This window comes from Bradyrhizobium zhanjiangense (assembly GCF_004114935.1).
In the GTDB taxonomy this organism is placed as follows: domain Bacteria; phylum Pseudomonadota; class Alphaproteobacteria; order Rhizobiales; family Xanthobacteraceae; genus Bradyrhizobium; species Bradyrhizobium zhanjiangense.
Window position 1 is genome coordinate 8,615,616 of record NZ_CP022221.1, and the last position, 14,232, is coordinate 8,629,847.

Consider the following 14,232-nt stretch of genomic DNA (forward strand, 5'->3'; position numbering starts at 1 on the left):
CGAAAAGAATGGCGATCACGCTCTCTGGCGATCAGGCAATGCCCGGCACGCCCCTGTCGTCGCGGCTGACCCCGGCGCAGGTCTGGGGCATCGTACTGCTCGCGCCCTATCTGCTCGTTTTCCTCGCCTTCGTCGTCTATCCCGTCGGCTACGGGCTGTGGCTGGCGCGCGCCCCGGCAAACTATGTCGCACTCTACAACGACCCGATCTTCGCGCGCGCCGCGGTCAACACGCTGATCTTCCTGGTCATCGGCATCAACATCAAGATGCTGATCGCGCTGTTCCTATCCGGCTTCTTCGCCCAGCAGCGCACCTGGATCAAATGGCTCTCGGTGATCTTCATCCTGCCCTGGGCGGTACCGTCGATCCCGACCATCCTGTCGGTGCGCTTCATGCTCAATCCCGAATGGGGCATGATCAACCACTTCATCTTCACCTTCACCGGCGATGACGGCCCGAACTGGCTGAACGATCCGACCGTGGCGCTGACCATGGCGATCGCCGTGCACATCTGGAAGTCGCTGCCGTTCTGGACGCTGATCCTGATCACCGGCCGCCTTGCGATCTCCCACGATCTGTTCGAGGCCGCCGAGGTCGACGGTGCGAGCTGGTGGCAGAAATTCCGCTACATCACCTGGCCGTCGATGCAGACTCTCTACGTCACCTGCACGCTGCTCTCGATGATCTGGACGCTCGGCGACTTCAACAGCGTCTATCTGCTCACCGGCGGTGGTCCGGCCGACCTCACGCACGTGCTGTCGACGCTCGGCATCCGCTATCTCCGGCTCGACCAGCTCTCGCTGGCCATGGCGTCGATCGTCTGCGCGATGCCGTTCGTCCTGCCGCTCGTGTACTTCATGATGAAACGGTTGTCGCGATGAAGCTCCCCTCCTTGCGCGAAGTCGCGATCGAAGCGCGGCTGCTGCTGATCGGTATCCCCGTCTTCCTGTGGACGATGATCCCGATCTATCACATGTTCCTGTTCGCAATCTCCCCGAAGGAGGACGCGTTCTCGGGCAAGCTGTGGCCGGATCATCCGACGCTGCATAACTTCGAGATCGTGTTCAAGCAGCAGCATTATTTCCTGCGCGACTTCTACGTCCAGTTCTGGAATTCGACGCTGATCGCGGCATCTGTCGGCGTGCTGACCCTGTTCATCGCGACTGCGGCGGCGTTCTCGATCTCGCGGCTGAAGGTGCCGGGCGGACGCATGGTGTTGAACCTCGCGCTCTTCACCTATTTCATCCCCGCGGCGTTCCTCGCCGTGCCGATGTATCGCACCATGGGCAATTACGGCCTGCTCAACAATCACTGGTCGCTGATCCTGGCCATGGTGACGATCGCCAGCCCCTACGCGATCTGGGTGCTCAAGCAGGCCTCCGACAAACTGCCGGTCGAGCTGGACGAAGCCGCCGTCATGGATGGCGCGACGACGCTCCAGATCTTCCGCCTGGTCTATCTGCCGTTGATGATGCCGTCGCTGGTCGCGATCGGCACCTATGCGGTGCTGCTGGCCTGGAACGAATATCTCTACGCGTTCCTACTGCTCTCGAACGACCGCGAGATCACCCTCCCCGTCGCGCTCGGCAACTTCCTCGCCGCCGACGACTCGCCATGGGAGCTGCTGATGACAACCGGCTTCATCTACGCGCTGCCGCCGGCCGCGGTCTACTACGCCTTCCGCCGTTACATGGTGGGCGGGCTCACGGCAGGTGCAGTGAAGTCGTAACAGCCCTTCGTGTCATTGCGAGGAGCGTAGCGACGAAGCAATCCAGAGTGTTTCCGCGGGGGCATTTCTGGATTGCTTCGCTTCGTTCGCGTGACGATCGGCTCACAGCGGCGCCGCGCTCTCGCCCTGCGAGCTCGACAGCTTCGAGGCGAGCGAGGCGACAACGATCACCACCGCGATCAGGACGATCACCAGGGTGCAGATCGCGTTGATCTCGGGCTTCACCCCCAGCCGTACCTCGGAGTAGATCCGGATCGGCAAGGTCGCGGAGCCGGGGCCCGTGGTGAAGCTCGCGATCACGAGATCGTCCAGCGACAGCGTGAATGCCAGCATCCAGCCGGCGACGATTGCCGGCGCAATCAGCGGCAGCGTGACGGCCACGAAGGCGCGGACAGGATCGCAGCCGAGGTCCATCGCCGCCTCCTCCAGCGAACGATCGAGCGAGCCGAGGCGGGACTGCACGACGACAGCGACGAAGCACATCGTCAGCGTGGTGTGGGCGATCGTCACCGTCCAGAAGCCGCGCTCGGCGTTGAGCGCCACGAACAGCAGCAGCAGCGACAATCCGGTGATCACCTCCGGCATCACCAGCGGTGCATAGAGCATGCCGGAGAACAGCGTACGGCCGCCGAAGCGTTCACCACGCGACAGTGCGACCGCGGCGAGCGTGCCGAGCAGCGTGGCAATGGTCGCGGACGAGACCGCAACCCGCAGGCTCATCCAGGCCGCCTCGATCATGGCGCGGTCGTTGAAGAACTCGTGATACCAGCGCAGCGACCAGCCACCCCACACCGTCACCAGGCGCGAGGCATTGAAGGAATAGATGACGAGGATGAGGATCGGCAGGTAAAGGAACGCTAGCCCCAGCGCGAGCGAGGCGATGTTGAAGCGGGAGAGACGGGAGAGCTTGCGCATCGTCTCAGCGCCCCTGTTCCAGCTGCCGCTTCTGAAGCCGCTCGTACAGCAGCAGCGGCACCAGCAGCACAACCAGCAGCACGATGGCCGCCGCGGACGCGACCGGCCAGTCCTTGTTGGTGAAGAATTCGAGCCAGAGGGTCTGGCCGATCATCAGCGCGTTGGAGCCGGCGAGAAGGTCAGGAATCACGAACTCGCCAACGATGGGAATGAAGCACAAGAGCACGCCGGCGCCGACGCCGGGCAGCGACAGCGGGAAGGTGACGAGCCAGAACACCTGCCAGGGCGGCGCGCCGAGATCGCCGGCCGCCTCCTCCAGCGCCGGCTCCATCTTGGCGAGCGTGGCGTAGAGCGGCAGGATCATGAACGGCAGATAGGAATAGACGATGCCGATATACATTGCGCTGTCGGTGGAGAGCCACACGACGGGCTGGCTGACCAGATGCAGTGCCAGCAGGATCTGGTTGAGCAAGCCGTCGTGCTGGAGGATGTTGATCCAGGCATAGATGCGGATCAGGAAAGAGGTCCAGAACGGCACGATCACCAGCACCATCGCCACCGCCTGCCAGCGCTTGGGCAGCCGCGCCATGCCATAGGCGATGGGATAGCCGATCAGGAGCAGGAGCACGGTCGCTGTGACGGCGACGGTGAGACTGCGCACATAGGCGAATGCATAGATTTCGTCGGAGATCAGCAGCCTGAAATTATCGATCGACAACGCAGCAAGCGCCGTCTTCACTGCTTCCCATCCCGCCGTCAGGTCGAACACGGGCTCGTAAGGCGGCTGCGCAATCGCCGTCTGCGACAGGCTGATCTTCAGCACGAAGGCGAACGGCACCAGGAAGAACAGCACCATCCAGACGTAAGGCGCGATGGCAGCAAAACGCGCCGGCCGCGCGAAGATGCGCCGTCCGCTCACGACGGCAACACCACGCAGTCGTCGGGCGTGAACCAGGCGACGACATTCTGGTTCACGCTGTAGGCGTCGACGTCGAGACGCGCGCTGTTGACGACTGAAGCTTGCACCATTCCGCCGTCGTCGAGCTTCACCTTATAGGTGGTGGTGCCGCCGAGATAGCAGATGTCGGCGATCACACCGTCCAGACTGTTGATCGCCGTTTCACGACCGGCCTCAAACACCGGGCCGCGGCGCGAGAGCTTGACCTTCTCGGGCCGGATCGCGACCGACAATTTCGCCTCGCTCACCGGTTCGCGCGGCTCGGCCGCAACCAAGGTCCCGGCCTCGCGCGTGGCGATGATCAGGCGATGACCGTCGCGCAATTTGAACTCGCCCTCGAACAAATTGACGTCGCCGACGAACTCCGCGATCCAGCGCGAGCGCGGCGCCTCATAGAGCTCGCGCGGGCTCGCAACCTGCGCCAGCTTGCCGGCATTCATCACGCCGATCCGGCTCGCCATCGTCATCGCCTCCTCCTGGTCGTGGGTGACGATGATGAAGGTCATGCCGAGCCGGCGCTGCAGCTCCATCAGCTCGGCTTGCGTGCTCTCGCGCAGCTTCTTGTCGAGTGCGGCGAGAGGCTCGTCGAGCAACAGGAGCTGCGGACGGCGGGCCAGCGCACGGGCCAGCGCCACGCGCTGGCGCTGGCCGCCGGAGAGCTGGTCGGGCTTGCGCTTCTCAAGTCCCTCGAGCTTCACCAGTGCGACCATCTCCGCCACGCGCGAGGCGATGTCGGCGCGCGCCATGCCGGCACGCTTCAGGCCGAAAGCGATGTTGTCGCGCACCGACAGGTGCGGAAACAGCGCGTAGCTCTGGAACATCATGTTGATCGGACGCTCGTGCGGCAAGGCCTGCGCGATATCCTGACCCCCGAGCAGGATGCGCCCCTCGTCCGGCGCCTCGAAGCCGGCGAGCATGCGCAAAAGCGTGGTCTTTCCGCAGCCGCTCGGACCAAGCAGCGCGAAAAACTCGCCGGCCTTGATGTCGAGCGATACGCCGTCCACGGCACGGAACGTCCCGAACGTCTTGGCGACGCCCTCGATGCGCAGCAACGGCTGCCCGGCCGCCGGATGTTGATCTCCGCTGGCCGCATTGGCCGCGGCGTCTGTTCTGGGCAACTCGTCCGTCATGTTCCCTGCCAGCCCCGATTCCGCCGCACGCTAGCGGCCGATCGTCCCTAGCTCAACCGGTTCGGAAAGGATCGTTCACATCCGACATGAACGCGGCCAGCGCGTCGCGGTCCGCCGCGGGCATGGTCAGGCCGAGCTTGGAGCGGCGCCACAGGATGTCGTCGGGGAAGCGCGCCCATTCATTGTTCATCAGGTAACGTACTTCGGCGCCGGTCAGTTCGGGACCGAAGGCGGGGCCGAGCTCTTCATGGGTCTTCGCCTCGCCGAGCACCGCGGGCAGGCGCGAGCCATAGGCCGCGACCAGGCGTTGGGCCTGCGGCTCCGAAAGAAAGCGCCAGCGGTCACGTGCGAGATCGACCTCGGTGTCAAAACGATCCCAGGCAAAATCTCCACCCGGTAGCGCCACGCCAGCGGTCCAGCGCGGCGACATCGGATAGAACGGCGTCAGCTTCGTTATCGCTCGCTCCGCGCGCAGGCGCGACGTCGTGACGTCGCCGCCGAACATGGTGATCAGCGGCGCCTCGCGCCGGCGCACGTGGAACAGGGTCGTGCCATCGCGCTGCCGCACCGACGCCAGCGTCAGGTTGACGCCGGAGACCGTCCGGACCACGTCGATCGGGGTCACGTGCTCGCGGAAATAGCGGCTGGCCGCCTCGCAGAGGTAGCTGATGTCGGCTCCCGGCATCGCCACGATCGCGGGATCGCCGGTGAACTCATGCGTCACCGTGCCGATCAGGGTGAAGTCGCGCTCGAAGGGCTGGGCAAAGATCAGTCGTCCATCGTTGTTCTGGAAAACGTAGACGTTATCGGAATAGAACAGCCGCGGCACGATGATCTGGCTCATCTGCGTGGCGGCCATGGCGGGCTGCGGCTGCCGCAGCACCGTCTCCGCGACCATCGGCGTCCAGGCGCCGGTGGCGTTGGCCAGGGCCCGTGCCGTGATCGTGCGGCGGTGGCCACGATCGACCACCGCAAGCCGCCAGGTGTCGGTTCGGTCGGCGCGGACACAGCGCGCCCCGGTCCGGATCACCGCACCACGTTCGGCGGCATCGAGCGCCGTGAGCACCACCAAGCGGGAATCATCGACGACGCAGTCCGAATATTCGAACGCCGTGCCGAACGGACGCTTCAGCGCGTTGCCGACCGGATGATGCGTGATGTCGAGGGTCGTCGCGACAGGCAGCCCATTCCGGCTGGAGAGGCTGTCATAAAGCAACAGGCCGGCACGCAGCAGCCATGGCGGGCGTTCCTCGGAATGGGCGGGGATGACGAAGTGCATCGGCCGGACCAGATGCGGCGCGATCCTGAGCCAGGTCCGGCGCTCTGCCAGCGCCCGCCGCACCCGCCAGAACCCGCGCCGCTCCAGAACCGACAGATCGCCATGAATGAGCCGCGGGGTCGCCGATGACGCGCCGGCGCCGAGATCGCCCTGCTCGAACAGGATGACCCGCAGGCCACGGCCAGCCGCATCGCGCGCGAGGCTGACACCGTTCAGGCCGCCGCCGATGATCGCAAGGTCGTAATCCGCCATGAGGCCGTCGAGAAGGAGCGAAGCGCCCCATCATCATTAGCCGGTCTTGAGCGCAAGCTCCATGACCTCAGCACGGCCGACGAGGCCTGCATATTTCCCGATCGGCAAGGGCTTGCCGAGCAGATAGCCCTGCACGCCATCGCAGCCCTCTTTGGCAAGGAAGGCGAGCTGGTCGAGTGTCTCGACGCCCTCGGCGATAATCGACATTTCGAGGCCGTGGCCGAGATCGATCACGGCGCGCACGATCGCCGCCGATTGCGGGTTGCGGCCGAGATTGATGATGAAGGCGCGGTCGATCTTGATCTTGTCGAAGGGGAATGCCTGGAGATAGCTCAGCGAGGAGTAGCCGCTGCCGAAATCGTCCATCGAGATGCGCACGCCGAGCGACTTCAGCCGGCGCAAGAGCGCAAGGCCGCGGTCGAAATCCTCTATCAGCACGCCTTCGGTGATCTCGAGCTCGAGCCGGCCGGGTGCAAGGCCGGTCTCGATCAGGATCGAATGGACGAGGCCGACCACGTCACCGTGCATGAACTGCGCCGGCGACAGATTGACCGCGACCTGGAGCGGTTTTGGCCAGGACGCCGCCTCGCGGCAGGCCTCGCGCAGGATCCACTCGCCCATCTCGACGATCAGGCCGCTCTCTTCCGCGATCGGGATGAAATCGGCAGGCGAGACTTGGCCACGCACCGGATGCTGCCAGCGCGCCAATGCTTCGAAGCCGATGATCTCGCTATCGGCGACGCTGTGGCCGGCGGCGCCTTGCGGCTGGAACGCGAGCGAGAGCTCGCCATTCTTGATCGCCATCGAGAGGTCCTGGTGCAGCACGCGGCGGTCGCGGATCTGCTGGTCCATCTCGGGCTGGTAGAGGCTGATCGTGCCGCGCGACTTCTGCTTGGCGCGGAACAGCGCCGCGCCGGCATTGGCAAGCAGCGAGGCGCCATCAGCGCCATTGTGCGGGAAGATCGACATGCCGGTGGTGATGCCGGCGCGGACCGGACGGCCGTCGATCTGGAATTCCTTCGCGACGGCCTCGGCGATTTGCTGCGCCAGCGCCAGACCGGCCTCTGGCTGCTTGCCATCGAGGATGAGGCCGAACTCGTCGCCGGACAGGCGCGCCACCACGCCGCCGCGCGCCGAATCCTGGAGCCGCTGGGCCACCTCGATCAGGAGCTTGTCACCGAGCGCATGGCCGAAGACATCGTTGACCTCCTTGAGGCCGTCGAGGTCGACGCAGAGGACGGCGAATTCCTCACCGGTGCCTTCGCAAGCCTCGATCATCTGGGTCAGCGCCTGGAGGAAGGCGGCGCGGTTCGGCAGATCGGTGAGGCCGTCGTGATAGGCCATGTGCGCCATGCGCGATTCGGTCTGCCGGCGATCGGTGACGTCCTCGTGGGTCTTGATCAGATATTGCGGCTCGCCGGCATCGCTCAGCACGGTGGCGCGGCGGGTCAGGAACAGCCGCAGGCCGTCCTTGGTGGAGATCGGATGCTCCTCGGTGATCATCCCGCGCTTCTTGATGGCGGCCTCGTCGCGCGCGATGATCAGCTTGGCTTCCTTGGGATTGAAGATATCGGCGGCGGTCAGGCCCGTGGCTTCCTCGCGCCTGCGGTTGAGAATCGTCTCGGCGCTGCGGTTGGCGAGCAGATAGCGGCCATCCTTGACCTGCTCGACGATCAGCGCCACCGGGATGTTGTCGACCACGAGCTCGAGGAACTTCTTGGTGCTCTCCAGCTCCTGCGACAGTGAGCGGCGGTCGGTGATGTCCTCGAAGACCAGCAGCAAGAATCCGGGCCGATTGCTGTCATTGCGGACCGCGATCCGGATCGAGGCGACCATGCGCCGCTCCCCGCCACGCTCGACCTCGAATTCGTTGCGGAACTGGCCGTCCGGCGAATTGAGCGCCGCCCGGTCAGCCGCCTCGATGCTGGCCGCTGACGCTGGCGCAAACAGCTCGCGCGCATTCTTGCCGACGACGTGATCCCGCGAGAAGCCCCAGAAGCGCTCATAGGCGGTGTTCGCAAAGATGTAGCAGCCGTCCTCGATGTTCTTCGCGGCAACACAGGCCGGCACGTTGTCCAGCACCGTTTCCAGGAACTGCTTGGTGGAGGCGAGCTGCTGCGACAGCCTGCGCTGTTCGCTGACGTCGAGATGCGTCGCCACCGAGCCGCCGTTCGGCAGCACGTGAAATTTCACCAGGATGGCCCGTCCATCCGGCAATTCGGTGATCAAACCGTTGCTGCTTGCCGCCTTCTCGTAGAACTCGTCGTCGGAGGCGCCGCCGAGCACCCCGCGCTTGCGTCGCAGCGCGAGGAGTTCGTAGCCATTCATGTTGGCCCGGACATCCGACCGCGTCAGGCCATAGATATCGAGATAGCGGTCGTTGCAGAAGATGACGCGCCGCTGCGCGTCCGTCATCACCACGCCCTGGTTGAGATTGTTCATGGCGGAGGAGACGAAGGCATTGCGCCGCAGCTGCAAGCGCCTGGTCCGGCGCAGCGAGGAATGGATCCACAGCGCGATCGCGGCGAGGAACGAGCAGACGACGATGCCCGCGATCAGGACTTCCCAGATCACGCTGGGATCGAGCTTGGCGAGATCACCTGGAGCGGTGAAGCTGTCCGACAGCGCAAAGGCGCGCGCGGGCGCGACCGCGCCGGCCAGGCACAGGACGGCCTGCACAGCGATCGGAAGCGTGCTGCCCACGTGCCAGTTCTTCTCAGCCATCAGCCACCCGCGATTTCAACGTCGGATTGTCTGGCTTCACGGGTTTGGATCGGGTAAACGCCTGTACGTGCAACGGAAAAATTTGACGCGAAATACGGCAATTGCCCTGACATGATAAATGCTTCCTTAACGGAGAACGGCCGCGCGCCCTCGATTCCAGAGCCGCTGCCACCGGCGCTTCCAGCGGACGTCCTGCACGACCATGGATAAAGTCGATTGCGTCGTCATCGGAGCCGGCGTGGTCGGGCTCGCGGTGGCTCGGCGGCTCGCGCAGGCCGGGCGCGAGGTCATCGTGCTCGAGGAAGCCGAGGCCATCGGCACTATCACCTCCTCACGCAACAGCGAGGTGATCCATGCCGGCATCTACTACCGCGCCGGCAGCTGGATGGCGCGCATGTGCGTCGGCGGCAAGCACGCGCTTTACCGCTACTGCGCCGAGCGCGGCATCCCGCACAAAAATTGCGGCAAGCTGATCGTCGCGACCAGCGCGAAAGAGACGGAGAAGCTGCAATCGATCAAGGCACATGCCGAGGCCAACGGCGTGATCGACATGCAGCTGCTTTCGGGCGAGGCCACACGCGCGCTGGAGCCGGCGCTCGCCTGTGACGCCGCGCTGCTGTCGCCGTCGACCGGCATCATCGACAGCCACGCCTACATGCTCTCGCTGCGCGGCGAAGCCGAGGAGGCTGGCGCCGCCTTCGCGTTCCACACGCCACTGGTCCGTGCCAAGGCAACCGCCGGCGGCATCGAGATCGAGGCTGGCGGCGAGGCGCCGATGACGCTGCAATGCGATCTGCTCGTCAATGCTGCGGGGCTCTCGGCAACGACGGTGGCGCGCAACATCGACGGCATGCCGCTGGACCGGATTCCGCCGGCCTATCTTGCCAAGGGAAATTACTTCAGCTGCAATGCAAGGGCGCCGTTCTCGCACCTGATCTACCCGGTGCCCGAGCCCGGCGGGTTAGGGGTGCACCTGACGCTGGACATGGCAGGGCAGGCCCGCTTCGGCCCTGACGTCGAGTGGATCGAGACGATCAATTACGAGGTCGATCCGTCACGCGCGGAGCGCTTCTATCCCGCGATCCGCAAATACTGGCCGACGCTGCCCGACGGGGCGTTGATGCCGAGCTATTCAGGCATTCGCCCGAAGATCGTGCCGCCGGCGGTGGCCACGCAGGATTTTCTGATGCAGGGCCCGCGCGAGCACGGCGTCGCAGGCTTGATCAACCTGTTCGGCATCGAATCGCCGGGACTGACGTCGTCGCTTGCGATCGCCGATCATGTCGCCGAACTCGCAGACATCTAGGCGCCGCGCAAATTTGCACGACGCACATCGCAGCAGGGGTGAGCGCAAAGGCACTCATCCCCGCTTGAAAGGGTACGATCAACTCTACGCTGTTACGGGGGTCACTAGTGGAGCGTGTCGCCTTGCTTCAGACGCTCGATCTGGTCCTTGACCATCAACTTCCGGCGCTTCAACTCAACAATTTGCAGGTCGTCTGTTGAAAGGTGCACGAGAGCTTCGTGCAATTCGTTTTCGAGAAGTTTGTGCTTCCGTTCCAATTCAACAAGATGTGCCTGAATTGTCATTCGAAACCTCCTCGGTAGGGTTGAACCTCAGGATTCGATCCGGACGAGAGACTGTACATCACCGATTCGTTCTGTCGATGGGTATCCGTCGTCGCGGCGTCATTTTTGAAAATTCATATGTAACGAAGCGTGAGTAAGGAACCACGCGAGAAAAATCCATGATATCAATGCGCCTGCGCGGCGGCGCAGCGACTCGCAGAAATATGTTGCGGGAGATCGGCGGGCAATGGCCGCAGATCGCTTGCGGTCACGCCGCGCAAGGACGATAATTTCCACAGGGCATCCACAGCCCAGATCTCACGCCTATCGGTTTTCGGCCACCGCAGACATGACCAATGAAAACGAGCGTGAGCTCGAAGTCGAGCTCACCCGGTTGCAGCAGGAACACCGAGATCTCGATGCGGCGATCGATGCACTGCATCAATCGCCCGCGCCCGACCTGTTGCGGTTACAGCGGTTGAAGAAGCGTAAGCTCTTGTTACGCGATCGCATCGCGTTCATCGAAGACCAGATTACGCCCGACATCATCGCCTGAGCCCTCCGCCGATCGTTCGCGGCGGCTCGCCGTATCCGAATCCGCTTGACTCAAAAAGAACAAAATAGGAACATTCGCGACGCCCGGCTCCAGACAGGCCAAGGGAAGATGCCAAGGGAAAACGCCAAGGAAAGACAGAAGGACAACGCAGATGTCGGCAATCGCCCTTCTCGACAACAGCCACTATGAACAAGCCTGCGATCAGGCGATCGCGATGTGCGACGGCAATCTGCGCAGCACCATCAAGGCGCTGATCATGGCTAATGAATATCTGGAAGCCGAGCTGGCGGAATTACAGGCGGCGATTTCCGCCGGCTGCATTCCGGAGACCTCGCCCAACGAGATGCGGAGCAAGAGCAGCGCCGCCTGAGTTCAACATCGGAGCAACGCCATGTCGGATGTGACCTACTACGTTGCAATGCCCTTCCTGATCGATGCTGACGGATCGCCCGTCGCTGGCGCCGCAGAGGAGTGCCAGAGTTCGGCGGCCGCGTTGCGGCGCGCCGAAATCTTGTCGCGCGGTGCCGGTCACATCGGCGCGATCGCGTTCAGCCGCAGCGGCGATCCCATGACCGGCGAATTCGGCGACGCCACACTGCTGCGCAAGTTCGGCAATGTGCCGCAAGATCTCGCCACGCTGTAGGATCAGCTGCTGGCGAGCCTGATCCGTGGCTCGTGACGCCGGTGCGCCTTGCGCACATACATGGCGGCATCGGCTTCCTCGAGGGCGCGGCCTGCGTCGGACTGCGCCCCCAGCAGCGCGACGCCGGCGGAGGCGCCCGCAGCCACGTGCCGGCCCTGAAACGTGAAAGACAATTCGTCGATCGACTGCTCGAGGATGGCGGCCTTCGCCTTGGCGTCGGTCTCGCTGAGATTCCACAGCAGCAGCGCGAACTCGTCGCCGCCAAGACGACCGACCACATCCGAGGCGCGGACCTGCCGCGTCAGGGTCGCGGCAATCGCCTTCAGCACCTCGTCGCCGGCGGCGTGTCCGAAGGAATCGTTGATCGGCTTCAGCCGATCGACGTCGAGCACGATCAGCGCACCGCTGGCGCGGTAGCGCTTCATGTAGGCAATGGCACGGTTGAGCTCGCGCTCGAAACCGCGCCGGTTCGGAATCTCGAGCAGGAAATCGGTGTCAGCGGCCGCCTCGAGCTCCGCGACCCGCCGCTCCGCCGCCTTGAGCTTGCTCCGCAAGCCGCGGATGGTCGCCTTGATGGTTTCCGTGGCATCGGCCGGCGTTTCGCGCCGCGCCGGCCTGGCCGGACGCTTGGCAGCGGCTTTGGAGCGGCTGGCGCTGGTCTTTCGGCCCGTTTTGGCCTTCGCAGCACTCGCCCTTTTTGGTTTCTTCATGGGCATCCTGCTCAATGAAGGCTTGCGGGGATTCACCAAGACAGGATAGTGCATTCCCTTCTCCTTGCCACCGCCTTGCGAGCCGCCGGCCGGAACCTTTAATCTGGCCTATCTTTCTGTTTTCCGGGCACATTTGACGTCATGACCGCGCCGATCGCCATCATCATGGGAAGCCAGTCGGACTGGGACACGATGCGGCATGCCGCCGATACGCTTGCCGCGCTCGGCGTCGCCGCCGACACCCGCATCGTTTCGGCACACCGCACCCCCGATCGGCTGTTCGCTTTCGCCAGGGGCGCCAAGGCGGCGGGTTACAAGGTCATCATTGCCGGCGCCGGCGGCGCCGCGCACCTGCCGGGCATGGCGGCGTCGCTGACGGAACTGCCGGTGTTCGGTGTCCCCATCGAATCGAAGACGCTCAAAGGCCTCGATTCGCTGTATTCGATCGTTCAGATGCCCGCCGGCATCCCGGTCGGCACCCTCGCCATCGGCAAGGCCGGCGCGATCAATGCGGCGCTACTGGCGGCTTCCGTGCTGGCGCTGTCCGACCCCGCCCTATCCGGTCGCCTTGCCGCCTGGCGCAAAGCGCAGACCGAGGCGGTTGCCGAGCGTCCGGAGGACAAGGCGTGACCGACGCCAGGCAGGTGAAGCTGAAGCCCGGTGACACCATCGGAATTCTCGGCGGCGGACAACTGGGCCGGATGCTGGCCATGGCTGCGGCGCGGCTCGGGCTGCGCTGCCAGATGTTCTCGCCCGATCCGGATTCGCCGGCCTTCGACGTGGTCCTAAATGCGACCTGCGCCGAATATGCCGATGTCGAGGCGCTCGAGCTGTTCGCCAACGACGTCGACGTCATCACCTACGAATTCGAGAACGTGCCGGCGGCCGCGGCGATGGTGCTGGATGCGCGCCGCCCGGTGCTGCCCAACCGCAAGATCCTCGAGACCACCCAGGACCGGCTGGCCGAGAAGGATTTCGTGACGCGGCTCGGCATCGGCACCGCCGCCTATGCCGACGTGACCTCCGTTTCCTCGCTGCGCGAGGCGATCGCGCGAATCGGTCTTCCGGCCGTACTGAAGACCCGCCGCTTCGGTTATGACGGCAAGGGCCAGGCCATCATCCGCAAGGGCGACGACATCGCCAAGGTGTGGACCAGTCTCGCCACCAAATCGGCGATCCTGGAGGCCTTCGTGCCGTTCGAGCGCGAGATCTCCGTGATCGCCGCGCGCTCGGCCGCGGGTCAGGTCGAGTGTTTCGACGTCACCGAGAACGAGCACCGCGACCACATTCTGAAGATATCGCGCGCGCCCGCGCCGATCCCGGATTCTCTCGCCGAGGAAGCGCGCAGCGTCGCCGGCAAGATCGCGACCGCGCTCGACTATGTCGGCGTGCTCGCCGTCGAGATGTTCGTGCTCGCCAATGGCACCGGACCGAAGGTGCTGGTCAACGAGATCGCTCCGCGCGTGCACAATTCCGGACACTGGACGCTTGACGGTGCATCCATCTCGCAATTCGAGCAGCACATCCGCGCCATCGCCGGCTGGCCGCTCGGCAAGCCCGTGCGCCACGGCGAAGTCGTCACCATGACCAATCTGATCGGCGACGAGATCAAGGACTACGACAAGTGGCTGACCGTTCCCGGCGCCACGGTGCACATCTACGGCAAAGGCACGCCGCGCCCCGGCCGCAAGATGGGACACATCACCGAAGTCAGGCCGACGAAAGGCAAGTGAGGGGACCACAGCAACCGCTGCGATGCCCTTAAAG

At 64.4% G+C, this 14,232-nt stretch carries 15 protein-coding genes; 8 read left to right on the forward strand and 7 right to left on the reverse strand.

Annotated features, from left to right (window positions below; translation table 11 throughout):
• Positions 1-8: 8 nt before the first annotated feature.
• A complete protein-coding gene (locus XH85_RS41195) occupies positions 9-881 on the forward strand; it encodes a carbohydrate ABC transporter permease (RefSeq protein ID WP_128936473.1) in 873 nt (290 codons plus the stop codon).
• On the forward strand, positions 878-1,729 hold the full coding sequence (locus tag XH85_RS41200) for a carbohydrate ABC transporter permease (protein WP_091888255.1): 852 nt from the start codon (positions 878-880) through the stop codon (positions 1,727-1,729). The genes XH85_RS41195 and XH85_RS41200 overlap by 4 nt, the downstream gene beginning before the upstream one ends.
• A 102-nt stretch (positions 1,730-1,831) precedes the next feature.
• On the opposite strand, the gene XH85_RS41205 is transcribed toward XH85_RS41200, so the two are convergent.
• From XH85_RS41205 to XH85_RS41225, 5 genes are read right to left on the reverse strand one after another with little or no spacing between them, the layout of a single operon-like run.
• On the reverse strand, positions 1,832-2,644 hold the full coding sequence (locus XH85_RS41205) for an ABC transporter permease (RefSeq protein ID WP_128936474.1): 813 nt from the start codon (positions 2,642-2,644) through the stop codon (positions 1,832-1,834).
• Between the two features lie 4 nt (positions 2,645-2,648).
• Positions 2,649-3,563 carry an ABC transporter permease gene (locus XH85_RS41210; RefSeq protein WP_128936475.1) on the reverse strand — a complete coding sequence of 305 codons (915 nt, stop codon included), beginning with the start codon at positions 3,561-3,563 and terminating at the stop codon, positions 2,649-2,651.
• The gene (locus tag XH85_RS41215) at positions 3,560-4,732 is read right to left on the reverse strand and encodes an ABC transporter ATP-binding protein (protein ID WP_128936476.1); all 1,173 of its coding nucleotides are present in this window, start codon (positions 4,730-4,732) and stop codon (positions 3,560-3,562) included. The genes XH85_RS41210 and XH85_RS41215 overlap by 4 nt, the downstream gene beginning before the upstream one ends.
• A 52-nt stretch (positions 4,733-4,784) precedes the next feature.
• Positions 4,785-6,263, reverse strand: coding sequence for a glycerol-3-phosphate dehydrogenase (locus XH85_RS41220; RefSeq protein ID WP_128936477.1), 1,479 nt, complete (start codon positions 6,261-6,263; stop codon positions 4,785-4,787).
• A 36-nt stretch (positions 6,264-6,299) separates the two neighbouring features.
• The gene (locus XH85_RS41225) at positions 6,300-8,987 is read right to left on the reverse strand and encodes a sensor domain-containing protein (protein ID WP_128936478.1); all 2,688 of its coding nucleotides are present in this window, start codon (positions 8,985-8,987) and stop codon (positions 6,300-6,302) included.
• A gap of 202 nt (positions 8,988-9,189) precedes the next feature.
• On the opposite strand from XH85_RS41225, the gene XH85_RS41230 reads away from it, so the two are divergent.
• Positions 9,190-10,293, forward strand: coding sequence for an NAD(P)/FAD-dependent oxidoreductase (locus tag XH85_RS41230; RefSeq protein WP_128936479.1), 1,104 nt, complete (start codon positions 9,190-9,192; stop codon positions 10,291-10,293).
• Positions 10,294-10,397: 104 nt separating this feature from the next.
• Here XH85_RS41230 and XH85_RS41235 read toward each other — a convergent pair whose 3' ends face one another.
• Entirely contained in the window at positions 10,398-10,577 is a 180-nt protein-coding gene (locus XH85_RS41235) for a YdcH family protein (protein ID WP_025034152.1), read from the reverse strand.
• A gap of 328 nt (positions 10,578-10,905) precedes the next feature.
• Between XH85_RS41235 and XH85_RS41240 the strand changes: the two genes are divergently transcribed.
• From XH85_RS41240 to XH85_RS41250, 3 genes are all read left to right on the forward strand, one after another.
• Positions 10,906-11,112 (forward strand): YdcH family protein, encoded by a 207-nt coding sequence (locus tag XH85_RS41240; RefSeq protein WP_091888239.1) that lies wholly within the window; start codon positions 10,906-10,908, stop codon positions 11,110-11,112.
• 151 nt (positions 11,113-11,263) lie between these two features.
• Positions 11,264-11,482 carry a hypothetical protein gene (locus XH85_RS41245; protein WP_128936480.1) on the forward strand — a complete coding sequence of 73 codons (219 nt, stop codon included), beginning with the start codon at positions 11,264-11,266 and terminating at the stop codon, positions 11,480-11,482.
• Positions 11,483-11,503: 21 nt separating this feature from the next.
• Positions 11,504-11,755: a hypothetical protein gene (locus XH85_RS41250; protein WP_128936481.1), complete on the forward strand. Its 252-nt coding sequence runs from the start codon at positions 11,504-11,506 to the stop codon at positions 11,753-11,755.
• Between the two features lie 2 nt (positions 11,756-11,757).
• Here XH85_RS41250 and XH85_RS41255 read toward each other — a convergent pair whose 3' ends face one another.
• Positions 11,758-12,465 (reverse strand): GGDEF domain-containing protein, encoded by a 708-nt coding sequence (locus XH85_RS41255; protein ID WP_164940417.1) that lies wholly within the window; start codon positions 12,463-12,465, stop codon positions 11,758-11,760.
• 141 nt (positions 12,466-12,606) lie between these two features.
• On the opposite strand from XH85_RS41255, the gene purE reads away from it, so the two are divergent.
• The gene (purE, locus tag XH85_RS41260) at positions 12,607-13,095 is read left to right on the forward strand and encodes a 5-(carboxyamino)imidazole ribonucleotide mutase (protein ID WP_128936483.1); all 489 of its coding nucleotides are present in this window, start codon (positions 12,607-12,609) and stop codon (positions 13,093-13,095) included.
• Positions 13,092-14,198: a 5-(carboxyamino)imidazole ribonucleotide synthase gene (locus XH85_RS41265; protein ID WP_128936484.1), complete on the forward strand. Its 1,107-nt coding sequence runs from the start codon at positions 13,092-13,094 to the stop codon at positions 14,196-14,198. The genes purE and XH85_RS41265 overlap by 4 nt, the downstream gene beginning before the upstream one ends.
• Positions 14,199-14,232 lie beyond the last annotated feature (34 nt).